We start from the raw sequence: 18,348 nt of genomic DNA, 5'->3' as shown, positions 1-18,348 counted from the left end.
CCCCGCCAATCCGTTTGGTGGCGTAAAACAGCACGTGAGGCTTGGCGCTGAACGGATCGCGCAGAACGCGCAAATCAGGCCGTTCTGCCACCGTATAGCCCGCCGCAAAATCACCAAACGCAATGGCATCCGCATCACTGGCGATGTCGGGCATATCCTCGGCAATCAGCACCGGATATCCGAGCAGACGCGCCGGCTCTCCAGCCGCCAGCCCGTCAGACCAAAGGAACCGCCCATCCGCATCCTTAAGCTTGCGCACCGCCCCAGCGGTCTTGGAGTTCATCACGAAACTGCCGTTGGCGCGATACTGCGCCCCCAAGGCATAGACCAGATCCACAAGCGCATCACCGCCATCAAAATCCCCGTCCACGCCCGTGGCCACATAGCCCAGATTGCCCCAGCTCCAGCTCGCCTCCGCCACAACAGGATGGGTCAAAATGCCGGTTGGCTTGTCCACGCCATCCCCGGTGATGAAGGCTGCCGCCTCTGCACGGGCAAACTTGTCTGCAATCCGCCCCGCCAGCCAGGCTTCAATGTCAAAGGCACTGTCATCCAACAGCCGCTGCGAGGCTTTGGGCAGCGCCGACAACTCATGCAGCGGAATGGAAATCCGCTCAATTGTGGAGGTGGTGGTTTCGCTCCGTGCCGATGTTTCATCCGCCCAGCCCGCCTCCACATCCGTGCTGTCAATCAACACATCAAACGAGCCCGCCTCAACCGTCACCACATTGGCAATAGCTCGAATGCTGGCTGTGCTGTTGAGCACGGATTTGATGGTCTCCGCCGTCTGCGGATCCACCAGATATCCACCATCGCTGTTCACGGACGAAGACATGGCCTTGCCTTCCAGTTCCAGCCCCCGCAGCCCGTCATCTTCGCCGGTACGGAGATAGGCATCAAAGGCCTTCTGATGGGGGGCATGGTGATCATAGCCCGCCGACAATTGCGGCCGCGCCGCCTGAATGTTTGTGCGTTCCAACATGGTCAATCGCTCTTTCTGCTGCTTCAAATCTGCCTGCACATCACCTCGAAAGGCTTTGAAACTACTCATGAATGCCGCCACTGCTGCCTTCACGTCCTGAACCGGAGACACATCTTCTCCGATCCGAGAGTCGCTCTCGGTTTTGCTCATCACACTGTTCCTGTTTTCTGTTCTGTTTTACGCGCGCGTTCAGCGCCGCGCCATCTCTTGCCCAGCCTGCTCAAAGACCGCGGCCACATCGCGCAGCATCTTCAGAGGGGTCTCCTCCTTCGCCATTAGCCGCGCGGTGGGCAGCATCGGAAAGGTCACCAACGACACCTCCCACAGCTCAACCTCCTGCAAAAGCCGACCACTCTTGCCGGTCTTGCTGGCGCGTTTGGTGCGATAGCCAATCGACAGACCGTCCAGCGCCCCCGCCGCGATCAGGGCCGCCGCCTCACGCCCCTTGGCCACGCTCTCCAGAAGCCGCCCTTTGACCCAGAGCCCTTTCGCGTCCTCCCGCACCTCATCCCAAATGCCAATCAGCTGGCCCGGATCATGCTGCCAGAGCATTTTCACCTGCCGCCCGCTTGCCTTCAGCGCCGCCAGAGACGCGCCATAGGCACCGGCTTGCACCACATCGCCGCCTTGATCGACACGACCAAACAGGCTGGCATACCCCGCAATCTGCCCGTCATTTTCAACGGAAAGCCCGGTGTCAAAACGGGCAAATTTGGTTTCCAACTCTGTCATGCAATATCCTTTCCCTCTCGCACCCTTTCCTACGGTAACGACGCAAGTACCGACTGAAACGCCTGCGCCAACACCACAGCCACCACGCCATACACCGCAAGCCACAACCGCCGCTCTAACCGCTCAATCAGCGCTTCGATCTTGTCCAGACGCCGGTTCAAACTCTCAAACTGCAACTTTGCGACCCTCTCATGCGCCTCAAGCCGCAGCCCTGGCGCACAGTCAAAATGATCCGGCGCAAACCGGCTTGTGGCAAACCCCTCAAAGCCAAACCTCTGATCACCCATCCGCATCCCCGCCCTGCGTCACACGCGGCGGCAGCCCCAACAGCGCGCGTTTCTCGTCATCGGTCAAAAAGGGCGCGGCGCTGACACGGGCCCATTGCGCATCACGCTCAGGTGCCAGGGCCGCCAGCTGATCCAGATCCGGGCTCAGCTGAAGCGCATCCCCAGTATGGTGCGACAACCAACTGCCAAGCGCCGCTGTCACCCGCTGCGCCAAAGGCAGCACCGTTAGCCGGTAAAACGCCCGATTGGCCTCCTGATAATTGGCGTAGGTCGCATCCCCCGGAATGCCAAGCAACATAGGTGGCACCCCAAAGGCCAGCGCCACTTCGCGCGCAGCCGCCTCCTTGGTTTTCTGAAATTCCATATCGCTTGGCGAAAATCCCATGGGCTTCCAATCCAGCCCGCCCTCCAGCAACATCGGCCGCCCCGCATTGCGCGCGCCCTGATGGTGGCTTTCCATCTCGCTCACCAACCGCTCATATTGCTCATTGGGCAAACTGCCCTGACCTTCATAGCCTTTGTACACAATTGCACCTGAAGGCCGTGCCGCATTGTCCAGAAGGGCCTTGGACCAACGCGACGCACTATTGTGTACATCCAGCGCCATGGCCGCCGCCTGCAATGGGGAAAGCCCATAGTGGTCATCCTGCGGATGAAAGGTCTTGATATGACAGATCGGCGATACATCTCCCACGGCAAAGCGATGCTTGCGCGCGCCCACGGAATATTCAAAGGCCACCGGCCAGCCATCCGCGCCCGGCACCACCCGCATGCGATCCGACCGCAGCACATGCAACTCCTGAGGCAGCGGTGCCCCATTCTGATCCGGTGCCCCACCTACAGCCTCAACATAGCCATTTCCTGACAACACCAACTGGCCATAGAGCGCCTCCAACAGCTCGCTCTGTCCCTGCCCGCCATTGGGACGGCGCAGCAGGCTCAGCAGAGGATGATCGTCATAGCGCGCATGGTTGTCCTGCAGGATCAGCGGCAGCGCAGCGGCGGCTTCAGAAATCATACGCACCGCACGAAAGCCCACCGGGTTGGCGGCAAAGCCCGTTCGTGTGAGTGACACGGTGTCCCTCGGGCTCCACGCCACCCGGCCCGCCCCATGCCAGGCAATCACCGGCCCCGCAGCGCTCGCCTTATGCGCCACATCGCCCTGTGCTGCCTTTGTCTGAAACAACTTTCTCAGCATTCCCGCGCTCCCGCTCATCTTGATCGTTGTGCTCGTCTTGCTCCAAGTCGGTGTGCCATCTCCGCTCTGGACAGGATCAGTTATCTCTCATTTGATTTAATCTGTTCCTATCTCAGCGTCCGGTCGGTGTTGCATCGTCAGCGTCATAAATCCCTCAAGCGCGGCGCACGCCATTTGGCAGAGGGGGCAATGATCAGCTCATGCAGCGCCCAGACCAAAGCATCCACACGGTCCGGGCTGCCCGCGCCGACATAGCCGCGCTGCGTCATCTCACACATCTGATCTTCCAGCGCGCCAAGCCCACGCATGTGTTGCACGCGCCCCTGCTCATAAAGCGCCGCCACTGGCTCTGCGCGCGCCGCCTTGCCCCGGCTCGCCCGCACGGCCTTGTAAGGCACCAATGGGTCAATCTGGGTGATCACCGCCTGCACCAGATCCCCCCCCTGATTGACCTCCGCCACCAGCCGATCTGCCCCCCAGCTCTCCATGGCGATCAGCGCCACACGCGCCCAGCTATCCGGGCTGGCGGCGCGCAAGCTCACGTCATCCAGAACGCAGGCCCGCCAGCTCTGCACCGGGCCCTTGGTGTGAGCCCCAACCACCACGATGCCGCATTCATCCGAGCCCGCATGCCCGCTCACCGGCGGATCCACCGCCACCACAATCCGGTCCATCTCCGGCAGGCTGTCGCGCTGCAAACTCTCAAGCTGCGCTGAGCGCCAGAGCGCGCCCTCGGCCTCCTCAAGCAAAAGCCCTTCCAGCTCCTGCCGGCCCAGCCGCGTCCCCGCATAGCGCGCCTCCACTTCCTGAAGGAAACTGTCTGCCAGATTGGCGCGATTGTCCTCTGTGCGCGCATGGCTCTGCACCGTACTGGGAGCCCTCAAAAGCTGCTTAAGCACCCCAATATTGCGCGGCGTCGTTGTTACCACTTGTCTGGGATTATCGCCAAGTCGTAACGCAAACTGCAACATATCCCATGTCTCCTGCGCCCTGCGCCATTTCGCCAGCTCATCCACCCAGGCCGCATCAAACTGCGGCCCGCGCAGGCTCTCGGGGTCATGCGCCGAAAACGCCTGCGCCACCGCCCCATTCGGCCAGATCAACCGCCGACGCCCGGCTTCCCAAGTGGGACGTCGATCCGGCGGCGCACAGGCGATCAGCCCACTGTCGCCAAACACCATCACTTCGCGCACCTGATCGATGGTCTCCCCCACCAGCGCCACCCGCCGCGCCTGCCCCGGATCACATGGCCTGCGCCCCTCAACCAAACCGCGCACCCATTCCGCACCGGCACGGGTCTTCCCGGCCCCACGCCCGCCCAGGATCACCCAGGTCTTCCAATCGCCATCAGGCGGCAGTTGATGCGGCATGGCCCAGAACTCAAACAGAAACGGCAAGGCCAAAAGCGCCGTTTCACTCAGACTGTCCAGAAACTCCTGCTGCACTGACGCTGGCGCGGAGGCGATCCAGCTTGCGCCCAATTTCAGATCGGGCAGCGGTGAGGTCGAGGAGGGCTGTTCTGGCCGCACCCTGCTGCTTTGCTTTGCGTTCTTCAAAATCCGTCTCCATCAAGAATACCAGTCTCAGACAGTGCCGCATCTCTCCCAGCTTGCGCTGAGTGATCGGGCCGCTCACACCGTCACCAGAGCGCAACCCGTCATAGAGCTGCAGCAGCTCCTCGCTGATTTTGGCCAACAGCCCGCGCAACACACGCAGCTCAGGATCCAGCGCGCGCGCGCCATCGGACGAAAATTTCTGTGTCATCGATGCTCATTGCCTCTCATGCGCAGTGATCCCCTCCGCATAAGTCTCATGGCCTGCGATGGCTCAAATCCGCCGCAAACAGCCACCAGGCTCCCGTAAAATGATGCTAAAACTCGCAGCGATAAAAATCAATTTTTTATACTTATCAATATATTAACAGAACGAACGCCTCCTGTTGCCACCCTGGAACCACAGGATGTTCCAAGACTGCACCAAGGCCATATTCACGCCGTTATCAAAATCTACACTCTGTTATGGTGGGATGGCGTAAGGCTACTGTGAGGGGGCCGTGATGCAATCAACACGTTTGGACTTTACACAATCTACACAGCGTAAAAGCCACCACTGGCGGCTGCGCGTCACGCTTGCCATCATGTGTTTCTTTGGCACGGTACAGGCCGGCCCCGCCATCGACGCCGTGACGACGTCCTTTCAAAAACCTCCAGCAATCTCCGTACACGCCCTAACCAGCATGACAAACAGCGCACTGGGAAAATAAAAACGCGGCCCCAAAGTGCCGCGTTCTTTTGTACTCAGGTCTGTGCTTACTGATTGGCCCGCTCGGCTTCAATCTGACGCCACTTGGCGACGTTCTGATTGTGCTCCGCCAGGGTTGTCGCGAAGGCATGCCCACCGGTCCCATCCGCCACAAAGAAGATATACGGCGTCTCATCGGGGTTCGCCGCCGCTTCAAGACTGGCGCGCCCCGGGTTGGCAATGGGGGTCGGTGGCAACCCTGCGATCACATAGGTGTTCCATGGGGTTTCCCGGCGCAGCTCGCTTTGGCGCAGGCCCCGGCCCAGCACCCCCACACCTTCGGTGACACCATAAATCACCGTCGGGTCGGTCTGTAACCGCATGCCGCGATCCAGACGGTTGGCAAACACGCTGGCCACCTGACGACGCTCTTCCGCCACCCCCGTCTCTTTCTCGATGATAGAGGCCAGAATGAGCAACTCTTCTGGCGAATTCAGCGGCACATCTTCGGCACGGCTTTCCCAGGCCGCGGCCACAAGGATCTCCTGCGCTTCCTGCATGCGCGCAATCACGCTCTCACGTGTGTCGCCCACACGCACCTCATAGCTGTCAGGCGCAAGCGCTCCCTCTGCAGGGCGCGAAATCTCCCCGCTCAGCAACTCAATATTGTTGAGCGAGTCCATCACCTGCCAACTGGTCACACCCTCAGCCACAGCAATACGATAGCGCGTATCTGCTTCCGCCCGCACGCGGGTGTAATCCGCTGGGGTTTCTTCCTCGGCAGGGTTGAACGACACAACTTCGACAAACCGCCCCGTCGCCGGATCCAGTTCACGCACCTGCACGGTTTTGCGTGTCACCCCCACCCGATAGACCACTTCGGTGCCACAGGTGCTTGCGCCACCACGCGTCACGATCTCCACGATCTCTTCCATGGAAGCACCCGCAGGCACCAGAAAGGCACCAGCTTTCAGCTTGTCAGATTTGTCAGAATAGTCTGCGCCCACCCGAAACAGCATGCCATTGGCAATGGCACCGCGCTGCTCCAGATCCGCAGAAACACGGCTCATGTTGGAGCCCGGCTGCACCCGCAGACAGACCGCTTCCGTCAAAGGCCCGGCGGCGCGATAGGTGGATTGCCCAAAAAGGATGACGCCCCCCAGAAGGAAGAGCGCCACAATCAATAGAGTAAGTGCGTTAGACGCAACTGCGCGCCACATCAATCAACCTTTCCAAAGATCACCGATGCATTGGTGCCACCAAAGCCAAAGCTGTTGGACAGCGCCACATTGATCTCCCGCTCCACCTTTTTGTTCGGCGCAAGGTCAATCGCAGTCTCCACTGCCTGAGTGTCAAGGTTGATGGTCGGCGGTGCCACCTGATCGCGAATGGCAAGGATCGAGAAAATCGCTTCAATCGCACCGGCAGCGCCCAGAAGGTGGCCGGTCATCGACTTGGTCGAGGACATGGTGACCTTGCTGGCATGTTCGCCCATCATCCGCTCCACAGCGCCCAGCTCGATGGTGTCGGCCATCGTGGAGGTGCCATGCGCGTTGATATAGTCGATGTCTTTGGGCTCAAGCCCGGCCTTCTTCAGAGCTGCGCGCATGGAGCGTTCACCGCCCTCGCCGCTCTCTGCAGGCGCGGTGATGTGGTAGGCATCGCCGGACAGACCATAGCCCAGAACCTCGGCATAGATCTTGGCGCCACGCGCCTTGGCGTGCTCATATTCTTCCAGAACCACAATGCCTGCGCCCTCGCCCATGACAAAACCGTCCCGATCCGCATCATAGGGCCGCGAGGCTTTGGTGGGATCATCTGCGCGGCTGGTGGAGAGCGCTTTACAGGCGTTAAAGCCCGCAATGCCGATTTCACAAATCGCCGCTTCACCACCACCGGCGACCATCACATCTGCATCGTCAGAGGCGATCAAACGCGCGGCGTCTCCAATCGCATGCGCGCCGGTGGAACAGGCGGTCACAACCGAATGGTTCGGGCCTTTGAAGCCGTACTTAATGCTGACCTGACCAGAGATCAGGTTGATCAGCGCACCGGGAATAAAGAAGGGTGACACACGGCGCGGGCCTTTTTCCGCCATCATCAGCGTGGTCTGCTCAATCGACTGCAGACCGCCGATGCCTGATCCGATCATCACACCAGTACGCTCAAGGGACTCGGTGTCCTCTGGCGCCCATCCGCTGTCTTCTACCGCCATCTGCGAGGCCGCCAGACCGTAGAGAATAAAATCATCCACCTTGCGGCGCTCTTTTGGCGCCATCCAGTCATCTGGGTTAAAGGTGCCATCGCTGCCGTCGCCATAAGGCACTTCACAGGCGTATTTGGTGGTGACACGCTCAGGATTGAAACGGGTGATGGTGCCTGCACCGGACTGTCCGTCCAGAATGCGAGACCAGCTTTCTTCCACACCGGAAGCCAAAGGAGTGACGAGCCCAAGCCCGGTGACGACAACACGACGCATTTTCTATGCCCTTCCTCAGAAGTCTTTTGCAGCCTCATACCCCGCTTCCCCCCCAATGGGCAAGAGCGGCTGAACTTCAACTGACTACTCCTCGCATGCAATCCCGCCATCGTAAGTAAACTGCGGCAGGTATTTCAGCCCTGACGCGTGAAACAGACAAACGCCTCAGGCAAAATCCTGCCGCAGCCAATAGAGATACTGTTAGAGGAAATCGGCCACTGCTTCCGGCTCCGGCTGCGCTGTCGCCAGAATCTCTTCGAGTGTGGCTGTTTTCCGGAACAAGGCGCGCCCCACCAAAGCACCAGCAATGTTACGCACGTATTTCAGACGCGAAATGTCATCCACATTCCGCACCACACCGCTGGCAATCACAGGGGCTTTGGCACTTTCCGCGATGCCCGAAATCAACCCAAGCTGGGCGTCGAGATCGCTCATGTCGCTGGCGATATCAGTCACCTTGATCGCCGCAAAAGGGGCATCCTCAAAAGCTGCAACAAACGCCGCAGGCTCAAAAGCACCGCTCTGACGCCAGCCCTCGGTCATCACCAGCCCTTCCCAGACATCTACGGCCAGAACAATCTGATCAGGATAGGCATGCGCCATATCGCGCACGGTCTGTGGATCATAGGCTGCCATAGTCCCCACCACCACACGCGCCGCGCCTTTTTCTATCCAGTATTCTGCCCGCTCACGCGACCGAATACCGCCGCCAAGCTGCACCGGAATACCAACAGTCCGAATAATCTCTTCGACAAGCGCTTCGTTGCTATTGTCGCCCTGCAGCGCATTAAAATCGGTCAGATGCATCCACTCTGCCCCTGCAGCGGCAAATCCTTTTGCGGTTTCTACCGGGTCGACATGCCAGAGCATCGGGTCTTCTAGGTTACCTTTGCTCAAGGTAACGCAGCGACCGTTCAAGAGTTCCATCGTCGGAAAAATCATCATGATCGGTTGTCTCCACTTATGTTTGTGCGCTCCAGTGTAGCGCAAATTAGGATCAATAGCTGAAATGTCTCCCGCCAACCCAATGCGTTTGCCAACGTCGAAACGGCACATCCCCGTCGATAAACGGCGCGAATCCGCCAAAAGAAAAACGGCGCTTTCCCTTAAGGAAAGCGCCGTTCATATATTTCGCGTATGAATTGCAGAAACGTCAATCAAGCGGCGGTTTCTGAATTCTATCAGCTTAGGAAGCTTCGGAGATGAACTTCACAGCGTCGCCGAAGGTCTGGATGGTCTCGGCTGCATCGTCCGGGATCTCGATGCCGAACTCTTCTTCAAAAGCCATTACCAGTTCCACGGTGTCGAGGCTGTCTGCGCCCAGATCATCGATGAAAGAAGCTGCTTCCACAACTTTGTCTTCTTCCACACCCAGGTGCTCTACAACGATCTTTTTCACGCGGTCTGCGACGTCGCTCATGTCAATTCCTCATGCGTCTTGGGCGCTTTGGCCCGTTTGAACTCCCACCCACCCGGGCGGGTCTTAATTTGCCCCATCCGGGACGGTGCTGGTCCGGTGCTCCCCGGAAGGTCTCCGTCCACCCATAGTCGCGGGTACCCGGAAAATACTCGCCGCCTATAACACATCCGCTTCACAACGCAAACGCTTTCACCGGCGACAATTGCGCCCCTCTATACAGCGGGGCGCAAACGCTCACAACATGGCCATGCCGCCATTCACATGCAAGGTGGTGCCTGTCACATAACCTGCCTCAGCGCTGGCCAGATAGAGCACCGCCGCAGCAATCTCGTCCGCGCCGCCCATACGTGCAGCAGGAATCTGCTGATTGATCTTGTCTTTCTGATCATCGCTCAGCTTGTCAGTCATCGCCGTCGCAATGAAGCCGGGTGCAACCGCATTGGCGGTGATACCACGGCTTGCCACTTCATAAGCGATGGATTTTGTCAGCCCCAGCATGCCCGCTTTGGAGGCAGCATAGTTGGCCTGACCCGGGTTGCCTGTGTGGCCCACAACAGAGGTCACATTCACAATACGGCCCCAGCGCGCCTTCATCATCGGGCGCATCACACCCCGGCACAGACGCATGGTGCTGGTCAGGTTCACATCCAGTACGCTCTGCCATTCCTCATCAGACATGCGCATGAAAATCTGGTCGCGGGTGATGCCCGCATTGTTCACCAGAATATCAACGCTGCCCATGGCCGCGATCGCCTGTTTTGGCAGCGCATCCACCGCGTCTGCGTCGCTCAGGTTACAAGGCAGCACATGCGCCCGTTCACCCAGATCCGCCGCCAGCGCCTCAAGTGGCTCCACACGGGTGCCAGACAGGCCAACAGTGGCCCCCGCTTCATGCAGCGCCTTGGCAATCGCCCCGCCAATGCCCCCGGATGCGCCAGTCACCAGCGCGGTTTTTCCTGTCAGATCAAACATTTCTCTGCCTCTCTCAGTTTCTCATCACAGGCTTGGTCAACAGCCCGTATTCTGAAATTTCCGCAGGCGTCATTTCGTGGCTCTCTTCCACAGGCGCCGCCTCCAGCGTGAACCAATAAAAATCTGCACTGCCCAACATGCGCGCGGTGTAATCCACATAGGCTTTATGCACCGGATCATCGCGCGGGATGTCCTTGCCCTGCGTATAACCCGCAGCCCAGCTGTGCACGCCAATCACCGCCCCCTCTTCCATGCTGCGCTCTTGGCCTGCAAGGAACAGATCGGTCCCACCAGAATGCACTTCACTCTCAGCCGTCAAATGCGTGTCCAGCCCGAGATCCCGCACCCGATGCCCCAGTTGCAGATTGGTGTCATCATCGACCGACCCCGGCACATAAAGCAACACCAGACGGGTCACCTCCGGATGGGCCGCAATCGCCTCATTGAAAGCGGCAAGGCTGTGCTGATTGAGGGTGCCCGACACCCGCATATCTGCACCATCCGCCTCAAAATTGATGCTGTCCACCGAGTTAAGATAGGCCACCTGCAGATGCACGCAGCCTGCCAGCAGGCCAAGACCTGCGACAAGAGAGGCCGCGAGAAGGCGCCGCTTCACTTCAGGCTCTCCGACGCGGCGACCACATCTTCTGGCGTGCCCACGGCGCGGACACCATTGGCCCGGTCGATCTTGCGGATCATGCCCGACAGGGCCTTACCAGCGCCAATTTCCCAGAATTCTGTGACACCATCACCGGCCATCATCTGCACCGATTCGCGCCAGCGCACAGATCCCGTCACCTGTTCCACCAACAATTGACGAATTTCTGCCGGATCACTCACGGCGGCAGCACGCACATTGGCAATCACCGGCACCGCGGGCGCTTTGATTTCCACATTGGCCAACGCTTCTGCCATCACATCAGCAGCAGGCTGCATCAGGGCACAGTGGAAGGGTGCGCTCACAGGCAGCATCACCGCGCGACGCGCGCCTTTTTCCTTGGCCAGCTCTGCCGCACGCTCCACTGCGGCTTTGGCGCCAGACACCACAACCTGTGTCGGATCATTGTCATTGGCCGCCTGACAGACATCACCCTGTGCTGCGGCCTCCGCCACCTCCTGAACAGCGGCAAAATCAAGTCCCAGAATGGCTGCCATAGCGCCTTCGCCCACTGGCACAGCCGCCTGCATCGCTTCGCCGCGCGTGCGCAACAGACGTGCGGTGTCCCCAACGCTCAAGGCGCCTGCTGCTGCCAGAGCGGAATACTCGCCAAGCGAATGGCCTGCCACACAAGTGGCCGCCGCAATGGTCACGCCTTCCGCTTCAAGGGCTTTCATCGCCGCCAAAGAAGTCGCCATCAACGCCGGTTGTGCATTCTGTGTCAGGGTCAGCACATCCTGCTCCCCGTCCCAGATCAACCCGCTCAGCTTTTCGCCCAACGCGTCATCGACCTCATCAAAAATGGCTTTCGCCTCTGGGTAGGCATCGGCCAACGCCTTGCCCATACCAATGGTCTGCGCCCCTTGTCCGGGAAATACAAATGCACGGCTCATTACGGCTCTCCTCGTAAATCTTTGGTTTGGCATAGCGTGCAGCGCCCGCCTACGCAACGTCATTAGCCTGCTCAATCATGTCTCAAACGCACAGAACTGCGCAGAACCGCACCCGCATTGTGCATCTATGCGAGTTGCACCACACCGCCACAACAGCCACTCTGATCTCAACACACAAACGAGGTTTTCAATGTCGCGCATCAACACAACCGCCCACTATGGCAGTGTCGCCAAGACATTTCATTGGCTCACCGCTCTGCTGATCCTGTCCGCACTGGCTCTGGGCTTCATCGCCATTCGGGCCCCTTATGAGGACAGCGCACAGCTCGCCTTCAAGGCCAATCTGTTTTCCTTGCACAAGACAATCGGCCTCGCCGCCTTTTTTACAGCCATTCTGCGCATTCTTTGGGCCTTCACCCAACAGCGCCCTAAACTGCTCAACGGGGATCATACACTCGAAGCCCTTGCCGCCGAAGCCGCTCACTGGGTGCTTTATGGAGCCATGGTGCTGGTGCCACTGACAGGCTGGATGCACCATGCCGCCACAACCGGCTTCGCGCCAATCTGGTGGCCCTTTGGACAATCGCTCTTTTTCATTCCCAAAGATCCCATCTTGGCCACCACATTGGGCACCTTGCACTATGTCTTCATGATCCTGCTGGTGCTCACCCTGCTGGCGCATGTGGGCGGTGCCATGAAACACGCCATCATCGACAAGGACAAAACCCTACAGCGCATGCTGCCGGGCCAGCCGCTTCTGCCGCAGCTGCCTGCAAAACAACCCGGCCACACCCTGCCTGCCGCCGGCGCGCTGGCAGTCTGGGCCGCCACGCTCTACATCGGCGCATTTTCCGGGCTGTTTGGTCATGACACACAGGCCGCGCCCACAGCGGAACTCGCAGAAGTCTCCTCCGACTGGCAGGTACAATCCGGCACGCTGGGCATCTCCGTGCAGCAGTTTGGCGCCGACGTCAGCGGCAGTTTCGCCGACTGGACCGCAGACATCACCTTCGATGAAACCACCACAGAGGGCAAACATGGGGAGGTGACCGTGACCATCGCCATTGGCTCCCTCACTCTGGGCTCGGTCACGGATCAGGCACTGGGCACAGATTATCTCAATGCCACAGGCTTCCCAACCGCCACGTTCACCGCAGACATTCTCCCTACTGATAGCGGCTATATCGCCGAAGGCACCCTGTCTCTGAATGGCCACGAGGTGCCCACCTCCCTGCCCTTCACACTGGAGCTGTCAGATCAGAGCGCCACAATGAGTGGCGCCTTGGAACTGGACCGCCGCGCCTTCCACGTCGGGGACGATATGACAGATGAAAGCTCGCTCGCCTTCAGCGTCGCCGTCACCGTGGCACTAGAAGCCACCCGCACGAAGTAATCCGCGCTGAACAAACGGTTTCTTTAAAAGGCAGTTCCAACGCCCTGTGCGCAAAGCGTGCACAGGGCGTTTTTATCTGACACTCGCCCCACAGCCCCTCTTGTCAATTCGCACACTCTGGCTCAAATTGCTTTTCGAAAACGCGCCTGAAACCAACGTTCTAGGATAGAGCCGATGCAGAAAACCCTCCTCCTCACCGGCGCAAGTCGAGGCATCGGGCACGCCACGGTCAAACGGTTCTCTCGCGAAGGCTGGCGGGTGCTCACCTGTTCGCGCCAACCGTTCGACCCCCGCTGCCCCTGGCCGGACGGCGAAAAGAACCATATCCAGATTGATCTCAGTGACCCGGCCGATTCCATCAATGCGGTTGAATTGATCCGCGAGCGGCTTGATGGCCCGCTGCATGGGCTTGCCAATAATGCAGGCATCTCTCCCAAAGGCGCCAACGGCGAGCGCCTGAACACCTTCACCACCGATTTGATGGATTGGGGCAAAGTTTTTCACGTGAATTTCTTTTCTTCCGTGATCCTCGCCCGGGGCCTGCGCGAAGAACTGGCCGCAGCCAAAGGCTCTATCGTCAATGTGACCTCCATCGCTGGCTCCCGCGTCCATCCTTTTGCCGGTGCCGCCTATGCCACGTCCAAAGCCGCCTTGGCCGCGCTGACCCGCGAAATGGCACATGATTTTGGCCCACTCGGCGTGCGTGTAAACGCCATTGCTCCGGGCGAAGTGGAAACCGCCATCCTGTCACCGGGCACAGAGAAAATTGTGGAAAACCTGCCCATGCAACGCCTCGGGCAGCCGAGCGAAGTGGCTGACGTGATCTACTACCTCTGTTCTGATCAATCGACCTATGTCACCGGCACAGAAATTGAGATCAACGGCGGTCAGCACGTCTGATCCGCGCAATCGCGCCGCGGCCAGCCCCGCCACGTCCAACCCCATAGAAAAAGAGCCGCCCCTTTCGGAGCGGCCCCTTCCGTGAGTGATATCAGAAAGCTTACTCAGCCTTCATCGCTTCAATGGAAATTTTAACTTCGACTTCATCGCTGACAAACGGCGCAAAATTGCCGGCGTTAAAGTCGCTGCGCAGCAGAGTGGTTGTGGCGTTAAAGCCCGCCCAAGGCTTCTTGGCCATCGGATGCTCTGCAACCGCATTCAGCTGCGCATCCAGCACCACGGATTTGGTGACGCCATTCAAAGTCAGGTCGCCCGTGATCAACGCCGTCTTGTCGCCGGTCACTTCAATACCGGTAGAGGTGAAGGTCACCAGCTCATTCGCATCCGCATTCAGGAAATCCGCGCTCAGCAGGTGCGCTTCACGTTTTTCCCAGCCGGTGAACATGGAGTTGACCGGCATGGTCACGCTCACAGAGCTGGCCGCTGGGTCTTCCTGATCAAACATGATCTCGCCTTCAAAGCCGGAGAACATGCCCCAGGTCGTGGAATAGCCAAGGTGGTTATAGGAGAACAGGATCTGGCTGTGGGATGCATCCAGCACATATTTCTCAGGGGCCGCTACTGCAGAGGTGGCGGTTGCGGCTGCCAATGCGAGGCTTGCGGCAAACAGGGTGCGTTTCATGGGGGTCTCTCCAAAAATGAGCGTTGTCGTTTCTATGCAACCAATGTGCCCACAGAACCCCCATTCGCAACTCCACGTAAACCCACAACTCCTGTGCTTTTGTGAACATTTCCGTGAACACTCCCTTACATCTGCGCACAGACCACAAAAAAGGCCGCCCAAAGGCGGCCCCGATACCCCGTAAAACAAGGTGCAAATCAGATCGGCAAGATCGCCTGACTGCGCAGCTGTGCAATGGTGTCGAGCCGCGCATGCGGTCCCTCAATCGGCAAGGCCACGCTCACGCGCCCCTCAAGATCATAGACTTGCAGCATCCGGTCGGAGACATCCACACGCATAATGTCTTCATAGTTCACCGCCTTCACCACATGTTTGCCACTGCGCGGCAGCCCCTCCATCACCAAAAGCTGACGGTTGCGCTGATCAAAATGCAGCTCCCGGCACGGTTTGTCCGTGGCGATCTGCGTCATGCCCACACCCGCGGTCACCAGAAGGATCGACACACCCATCTTGGAGAGCAGAATATAAGGCGTCAGATCCAGCCCCGGCATCAACCAAAGCCCAACACCCGCCAGAATAAAGGCAAAGCCAAACACCATAGAGGTCGCTCGCACCGACAGCGACGGGCGCTTGCCCTCCACCATGGCCACACGCGATTGCGCTCCATTTGCAAATCCGGTCAGCGCCGCCATTTCCCAATCTCCTTAAGCCCTTGTGAGCATTTCACAGCGGGTTCTCCCGCTTTTGAGAGTACTTTCAGCGGCAAATCAGGCGACAATGCGGCGCTTTGGCGAAATGGTGGTGTCTTCGCCGATTTCTCCTTAGGCTCAGCGCCACACAGCGCAGGCGCAAACCACCCTGCGCGCCTGAAATCAAAGCTTGCACCTGAGCCCAAAACAGCTATACAGCGCCATCCTTTTGCAAAAGCTTGAACCGCGCAGTCTCTCGTGGGTGGGGTGCAAAAGGCCCTATTGCCCCGCTCTTTGAAATGCGCCTGTAAAATGAATGGAGAGCACATGCCGCTTTATGAGCATGTTTTCATCTCGCGCCAGGACCTGTCCAACGCGCAAGCAGAAAGCCTCGTTGAACACTTCGGTACAGTTCTTTCTGACAACGGCGGGTCCGTTGTAGAGAGCGAGTACTGGGGCGTGAAAACCATGGCCTACAAAATCAACAAGAACCGCAAAGGCCACTACGCCTTCCTGAAGTCCGATGCGCCTGCCGCAGCGGTTCAGGAAATGGAACGCCTGATGCGCCTGCATGACGACGTGATGCGCGTTCTGACCATCAAGGTTGATGAGCACGCTGAAGGTCCTTCGGTTCAGATGCAAAAACGTGACGAGCGTGGCGACCGCCGCGAGCGCCGCTCCTAATCACCTTAAGAGAGGACATTAAGTTATGGCTGCAAAACCATTTTTCCGCCGTCGCAAAGTCTGCCCTTTCTCGGGTGAAAATGCGCCGAAAATCGACTACAAAGACACCAAGCTGCTGCAGCGCTACATCTCTGAGCGCGGCAAAATCGTGCCTTCGCGCATCACAGCCGTGTCCGCCAAGAAACAGCGTGAGCTGGCCCGTGCAATCAAACGCGCGCGCTTCCTTGCACTGCTTCCATACGCCGTGAAGTAAGGAGAGACTGACATGCAAGTTATCCTTCTGGAACGTGTGGCCAAACTGGGCCAAATGGGCGAAGTTGTAGACGTGAAGCCGGGCTATGCCCGTAACTTCCTGCTGCCTCAGGGTAAAGCGCTGACCGCTTCCAAAGCGAACATCGCCTCCTTCGAAGCACAGAAAGCGCAGCTCGAAGCGCGCAACTTGGAAACCAAAAAAGAAGCAGAAGCACTGGGCGAGAAGCTCGATGGCGAACAGTTCATCGTGATTCGTTCCGCGTCCGACGCTGGTGCGCTCTACGGCTCCGTCACCCCACGTGACGCAGCAGAAGCAGCCACCGAAGCAGGCTTCTCTCTGGACAAGAAACAGGTTGCTCTGGCAGCTCCGATCAAAGATCTGGGCCTGCACGCGGTTCACGTGAACCTGCACCCTGAAGTTCAGGTCACCATCAATCTGAACGTTGCCCGTTCTGAGGAAGAAGCGGAGCTGCAAGCCTCCGGTAAATCCATTCAGGAACTGGCAGCAGAAGCAGAAGCGGAAGCAGAATTCGAAATCGCCGAACTGTTCGACGAAATCGGCGCTGCTGCCTCTGATGATGACGACGCACCGGAAGCTCCGGCTGCGGAAGAAGAAGCCGCCGAAGACAAGTAAGCGCCGCTTCAGCGAAATTTTCGCGAACCGCGTCCGGTCATCCGGGCGCGGTTTTTCTTTGCGCGGTCTCTTGCCCATCCATGGGATCACATCACGCAGCGCTTTCTTTGAGCGCGTCAAGCCACATACTGGCGGCACTTACCTATCAGGATCTTCCATGACTGCCTCTCTGTCGCGCCGCACGGCTCTTTTGATACTCACCTGTTTGCCACTCACCGCCTGCTCTGCCCCCAAAGAAGCGGCCGCGCCGTTTGATCCGCCGCTCTACCCCAACGAAACGCCGGAACTGCGTGCGCTGATCAACCAATATGCCGACTTTTATGAGGTGCCCCGCGAACTGGTGCATCGGGTGATCATACGTGAAAGCACGCACCGTCCCTGGGTCACCAATGGCAACAACATCGGCCTCATGCAGATTCAGCTGCCCACGGCGCGGGGCATGGGCTACAACGGGGCTCGTCAGGGGCTTCTGGATGCTGAAACCAACCTCACCTTTGCGGTCAAATATCTACGCGGAGCCCTGCTTGTGGCCGAAGGTAACCATGACCGCGCCGTCTTCCTCTATGCCAAGGGCTACTACCCCGAAGCCAAACGCGCCGGACTTCTCAAAGAAACGGGACTGGCACCTTAGACTCAGGACCCATTAATCCTGCCGCGCTGGCGCCAAAAGCGCAAAATATCAGGGGTTTGGCGCGCGCGGGGAATAGTGGATCTATTCTCAAGCGTGCCGAGCCACTCAGATGACCTAATTTTGACGTCTCCGATTTGGCGGATTTTCTGACTGGACGGCGTCTCAGACTCTTGAAATAGAATAACTATTGCTTCGAGCCGGAGCCTAGCAACTGCGGCCCGCCCAAAAAAACCACAAAGATCTGATCTGATTGAAGCGCAACCACAACGCTCGCGCAAATCCATACGCCACTGCTCTAAGCTGCCTTGGCAGCACAGCATGGCCTCTTTATGGTCGACGCAATTTTATCAGACATTGAGGCCCTTCGTGAGCACCGATTCCGCAGCCAGTCTGCACCCGCTAGCACCGCATCATTTGCCGAGTTTCATCTCCGATGCTTCCGGCGCAGACCCGATGATGACAAATGTTGGCATCTTCGTCGTTGTGATGGTGTTCCTGCTGACCACCTTCTTCCTGCATCTGCACTCCCTGCCGGAACGCCTCGCGCATAAAGTCGGCGCCAATCAGCTGCAGATCATCGGTGTCTTGGCGCTTATCGCCCTCTTCACCCACAACAACATC

The 18,348-nt window shown here is 58.7% G+C and carries 21 protein-coding genes and 1 pseudogene; 7 read left to right on the top strand and 15 right to left on the bottom strand.

The genetic code is table 11. From position 1 onward, the window contains the following. From SHM7688_RS19770 to fabD, 13 genes are all read right to left on the bottom strand, one after another. Positions 1-1,132: phage major capsid protein (locus SHM7688_RS19770; protein WP_058240607.1), on the bottom strand; the 1,132-nt coding region annotated here is incomplete at its 3' end. A gap of 39 nt (positions 1,133-1,171) precedes the next feature. Beyond that, on the bottom strand, positions 1,172-1,714 hold the full coding sequence (locus SHM7688_RS14280) for an HK97 family phage prohead protease (RefSeq protein ID WP_058240606.1): 543 nt from the start codon (positions 1,712-1,714) through the stop codon (positions 1,172-1,174). Between the two features lie 29 nt (positions 1,715-1,743). Continuing rightward, positions 1,744-2,001 (bottom strand): GTA head formation protein, RCAP_rcc01685 family, encoded by a 258-nt coding sequence (locus SHM7688_RS14275; RefSeq protein ID WP_058240605.1) that lies wholly within the window; start codon positions 1,999-2,001, stop codon positions 1,744-1,746. Continuing rightward, positions 1,994-3,199 (bottom strand): phage portal protein, encoded by a 1,206-nt coding sequence (locus tag SHM7688_RS14270; RefSeq protein ID WP_058240604.1) that lies wholly within the window; start codon positions 3,197-3,199, stop codon positions 1,994-1,996. The genes SHM7688_RS14275 and SHM7688_RS14270 overlap by 8 nt, the downstream gene beginning before the upstream one ends. Positions 3,200-3,342: 143 nt before the next feature. Next, positions 3,343-4,686, bottom strand: coding sequence for a DNA-packaging protein (locus SHM7688_RS14265; protein WP_058240947.1), 1,344 nt, complete (start codon positions 4,684-4,686; stop codon positions 3,343-3,345). Next, complete coding sequence (locus SHM7688_RS14260) at positions 4,613-4,963, bottom strand: hypothetical protein (protein ID WP_058240603.1); 351 nt, start codon at positions 4,961-4,963, stop codon at positions 4,613-4,615. Before SHM7688_RS14260 ends, SHM7688_RS14265 begins: the two co-directional genes overlap by 74 nt. A gap of 545 nt (positions 4,964-5,508) precedes the next feature. Beyond that, complete coding sequence (gene mltG / locus SHM7688_RS14255) at positions 5,509-6,660, bottom strand: endolytic transglycosylase MltG (RefSeq protein WP_058240602.1); 1,152 nt, start codon at positions 6,658-6,660, stop codon at positions 5,509-5,511. After that, the gene (gene fabF, locus SHM7688_RS14250; RefSeq protein WP_058240601.1) at positions 6,660-7,919 is read right to left on the bottom strand and encodes a beta-ketoacyl-ACP synthase II; all 1,260 of its coding nucleotides are present in this window, start codon (positions 7,917-7,919) and stop codon (positions 6,660-6,662) included. Before fabF ends, mltG begins: the two co-directional genes overlap by 1 nt. 201 nt (positions 7,920-8,120) lie before the next feature. Then, positions 8,121-8,864 (bottom strand): 1-(5-phosphoribosyl)-5-[(5-phosphoribosylamino)methylideneamino]imidazole-4-carboxamide isomerase, encoded by a 744-nt coding sequence (locus tag SHM7688_RS14245; protein ID WP_058240600.1) that lies wholly within the window; start codon positions 8,862-8,864, stop codon positions 8,121-8,123. Positions 8,865-9,105: 241 nt separating this feature from the next. Continuing rightward, on the bottom strand, positions 9,106-9,339 hold the full coding sequence (locus SHM7688_RS14240) for an acyl carrier protein (protein WP_058240599.1): 234 nt from the start codon (positions 9,337-9,339) through the stop codon (positions 9,106-9,108). A gap of 234 nt (positions 9,340-9,573) precedes the next feature. Then, positions 9,574-10,311 carry a 3-oxoacyl-[acyl-carrier-protein] reductase gene (gene fabG / locus SHM7688_RS14235; RefSeq protein WP_058240598.1) on the bottom strand — a complete coding sequence of 246 codons (738 nt, stop codon included), beginning with the start codon at positions 10,309-10,311 and terminating at the stop codon, positions 9,574-9,576. Positions 10,312-10,324: 13 nt separating this feature from the next. After that, positions 10,325-10,927: a COG3904 family protein gene (locus tag SHM7688_RS14230; protein WP_058240597.1), complete on the bottom strand. Its 603-nt coding sequence runs from the start codon at positions 10,925-10,927 to the stop codon at positions 10,325-10,327. After that, positions 10,924-11,862, bottom strand: a complete 939-nt coding sequence (gene fabD / locus SHM7688_RS14225) for an ACP S-malonyltransferase (RefSeq protein ID WP_058240596.1) — start codon at positions 11,860-11,862, stop codon at positions 10,924-10,926. The genes SHM7688_RS14230 and fabD overlap by 4 nt, the downstream gene beginning before the upstream one ends. A gap of 190 nt (positions 11,863-12,052) precedes the next feature. Here fabD and SHM7688_RS14220 point away from each other — a divergent pair, with 190 nt between their 5' ends. Together SHM7688_RS14220 and SHM7688_RS14215 are read left to right on the top strand one after the other, a co-directional pair. Beyond that, on the top strand, positions 12,053-13,255 hold the full coding sequence (locus SHM7688_RS14220; RefSeq protein ID WP_058240595.1) for a cytochrome b/b6 domain-containing protein: 1,203 nt from the start codon (positions 12,053-12,055) through the stop codon (positions 13,253-13,255). Between the two features lie 174 nt (positions 13,256-13,429). Beyond that, a complete protein-coding gene (locus SHM7688_RS14215; RefSeq protein WP_058240594.1) occupies positions 13,430-14,155 on the top strand; it encodes an SDR family NAD(P)-dependent oxidoreductase in 726 nt (241 codons plus the stop codon). Positions 14,156-14,255: 100 nt separating this feature from the next. Here the strand turns inward: SHM7688_RS14215 and SHM7688_RS14210 are convergent, their stop codons facing one another. Together SHM7688_RS14210 and SHM7688_RS14205 are read right to left on the bottom strand one after the other, a co-directional pair. Continuing rightward, positions 14,256-14,837 (bottom strand): YceI family protein, encoded by a 582-nt coding sequence (locus SHM7688_RS14210; protein WP_058240593.1) that lies wholly within the window; start codon positions 14,835-14,837, stop codon positions 14,256-14,258. A gap of 197 nt (positions 14,838-15,034) precedes the next feature. Beyond that, a complete protein-coding gene (locus SHM7688_RS14205) occupies positions 15,035-15,529 on the bottom strand; it encodes a hypothetical protein (protein WP_058240592.1) in 495 nt (164 codons plus the stop codon). Between the two features lie 324 nt (positions 15,530-15,853). Between SHM7688_RS14205 and rpsF the strand changes: the two genes are divergently transcribed. The 5 genes and pseudogenes from rpsF to SHM7688_RS19765 all read left to right on the top strand — a co-directional run. Continuing rightward, positions 15,854-16,210, top strand: coding sequence for a 30S ribosomal protein S6 (gene rpsF, locus SHM7688_RS14200; protein ID WP_058240946.1), 357 nt, complete (start codon positions 15,854-15,856; stop codon positions 16,208-16,210). A 25-nt stretch (positions 16,211-16,235) separates the two neighbouring features. Next, positions 16,236-16,463, top strand: coding sequence for a 30S ribosomal protein S18 (rpsR, locus tag SHM7688_RS14195; RefSeq protein WP_009805008.1), 228 nt, complete (start codon positions 16,236-16,238; stop codon positions 16,461-16,463). Positions 16,464-16,475: 12 nt separating this feature from the next. After that, entirely contained in the window at positions 16,476-17,096 is a 621-nt protein-coding gene (gene rplI, locus SHM7688_RS14190) for a 50S ribosomal protein L9 (RefSeq protein WP_058240591.1), read from the top strand. 157 nt (positions 17,097-17,253) lie between these two features. Then, entirely contained in the window at positions 17,254-17,727 is a 474-nt protein-coding gene (locus tag SHM7688_RS14185; protein WP_058240590.1) for a lytic transglycosylase domain-containing protein, read from the top strand. A 366-nt stretch (positions 17,728-18,093) separates the two neighbouring features. Continuing rightward, a pseudogene (locus SHM7688_RS19765) lies at positions 18,094-18,348 on the top strand (hypothetical protein); the annotation flags it as partial.

The organism is Shimia marina, assembly GCF_001458175.1.
In the GTDB taxonomy this organism is placed as follows: domain Bacteria; phylum Pseudomonadota; class Alphaproteobacteria; order Rhodobacterales; family Rhodobacteraceae; genus Shimia; species Shimia marina.
This window is presented reverse-complemented; position numbering and strand designations above follow the sequence as displayed.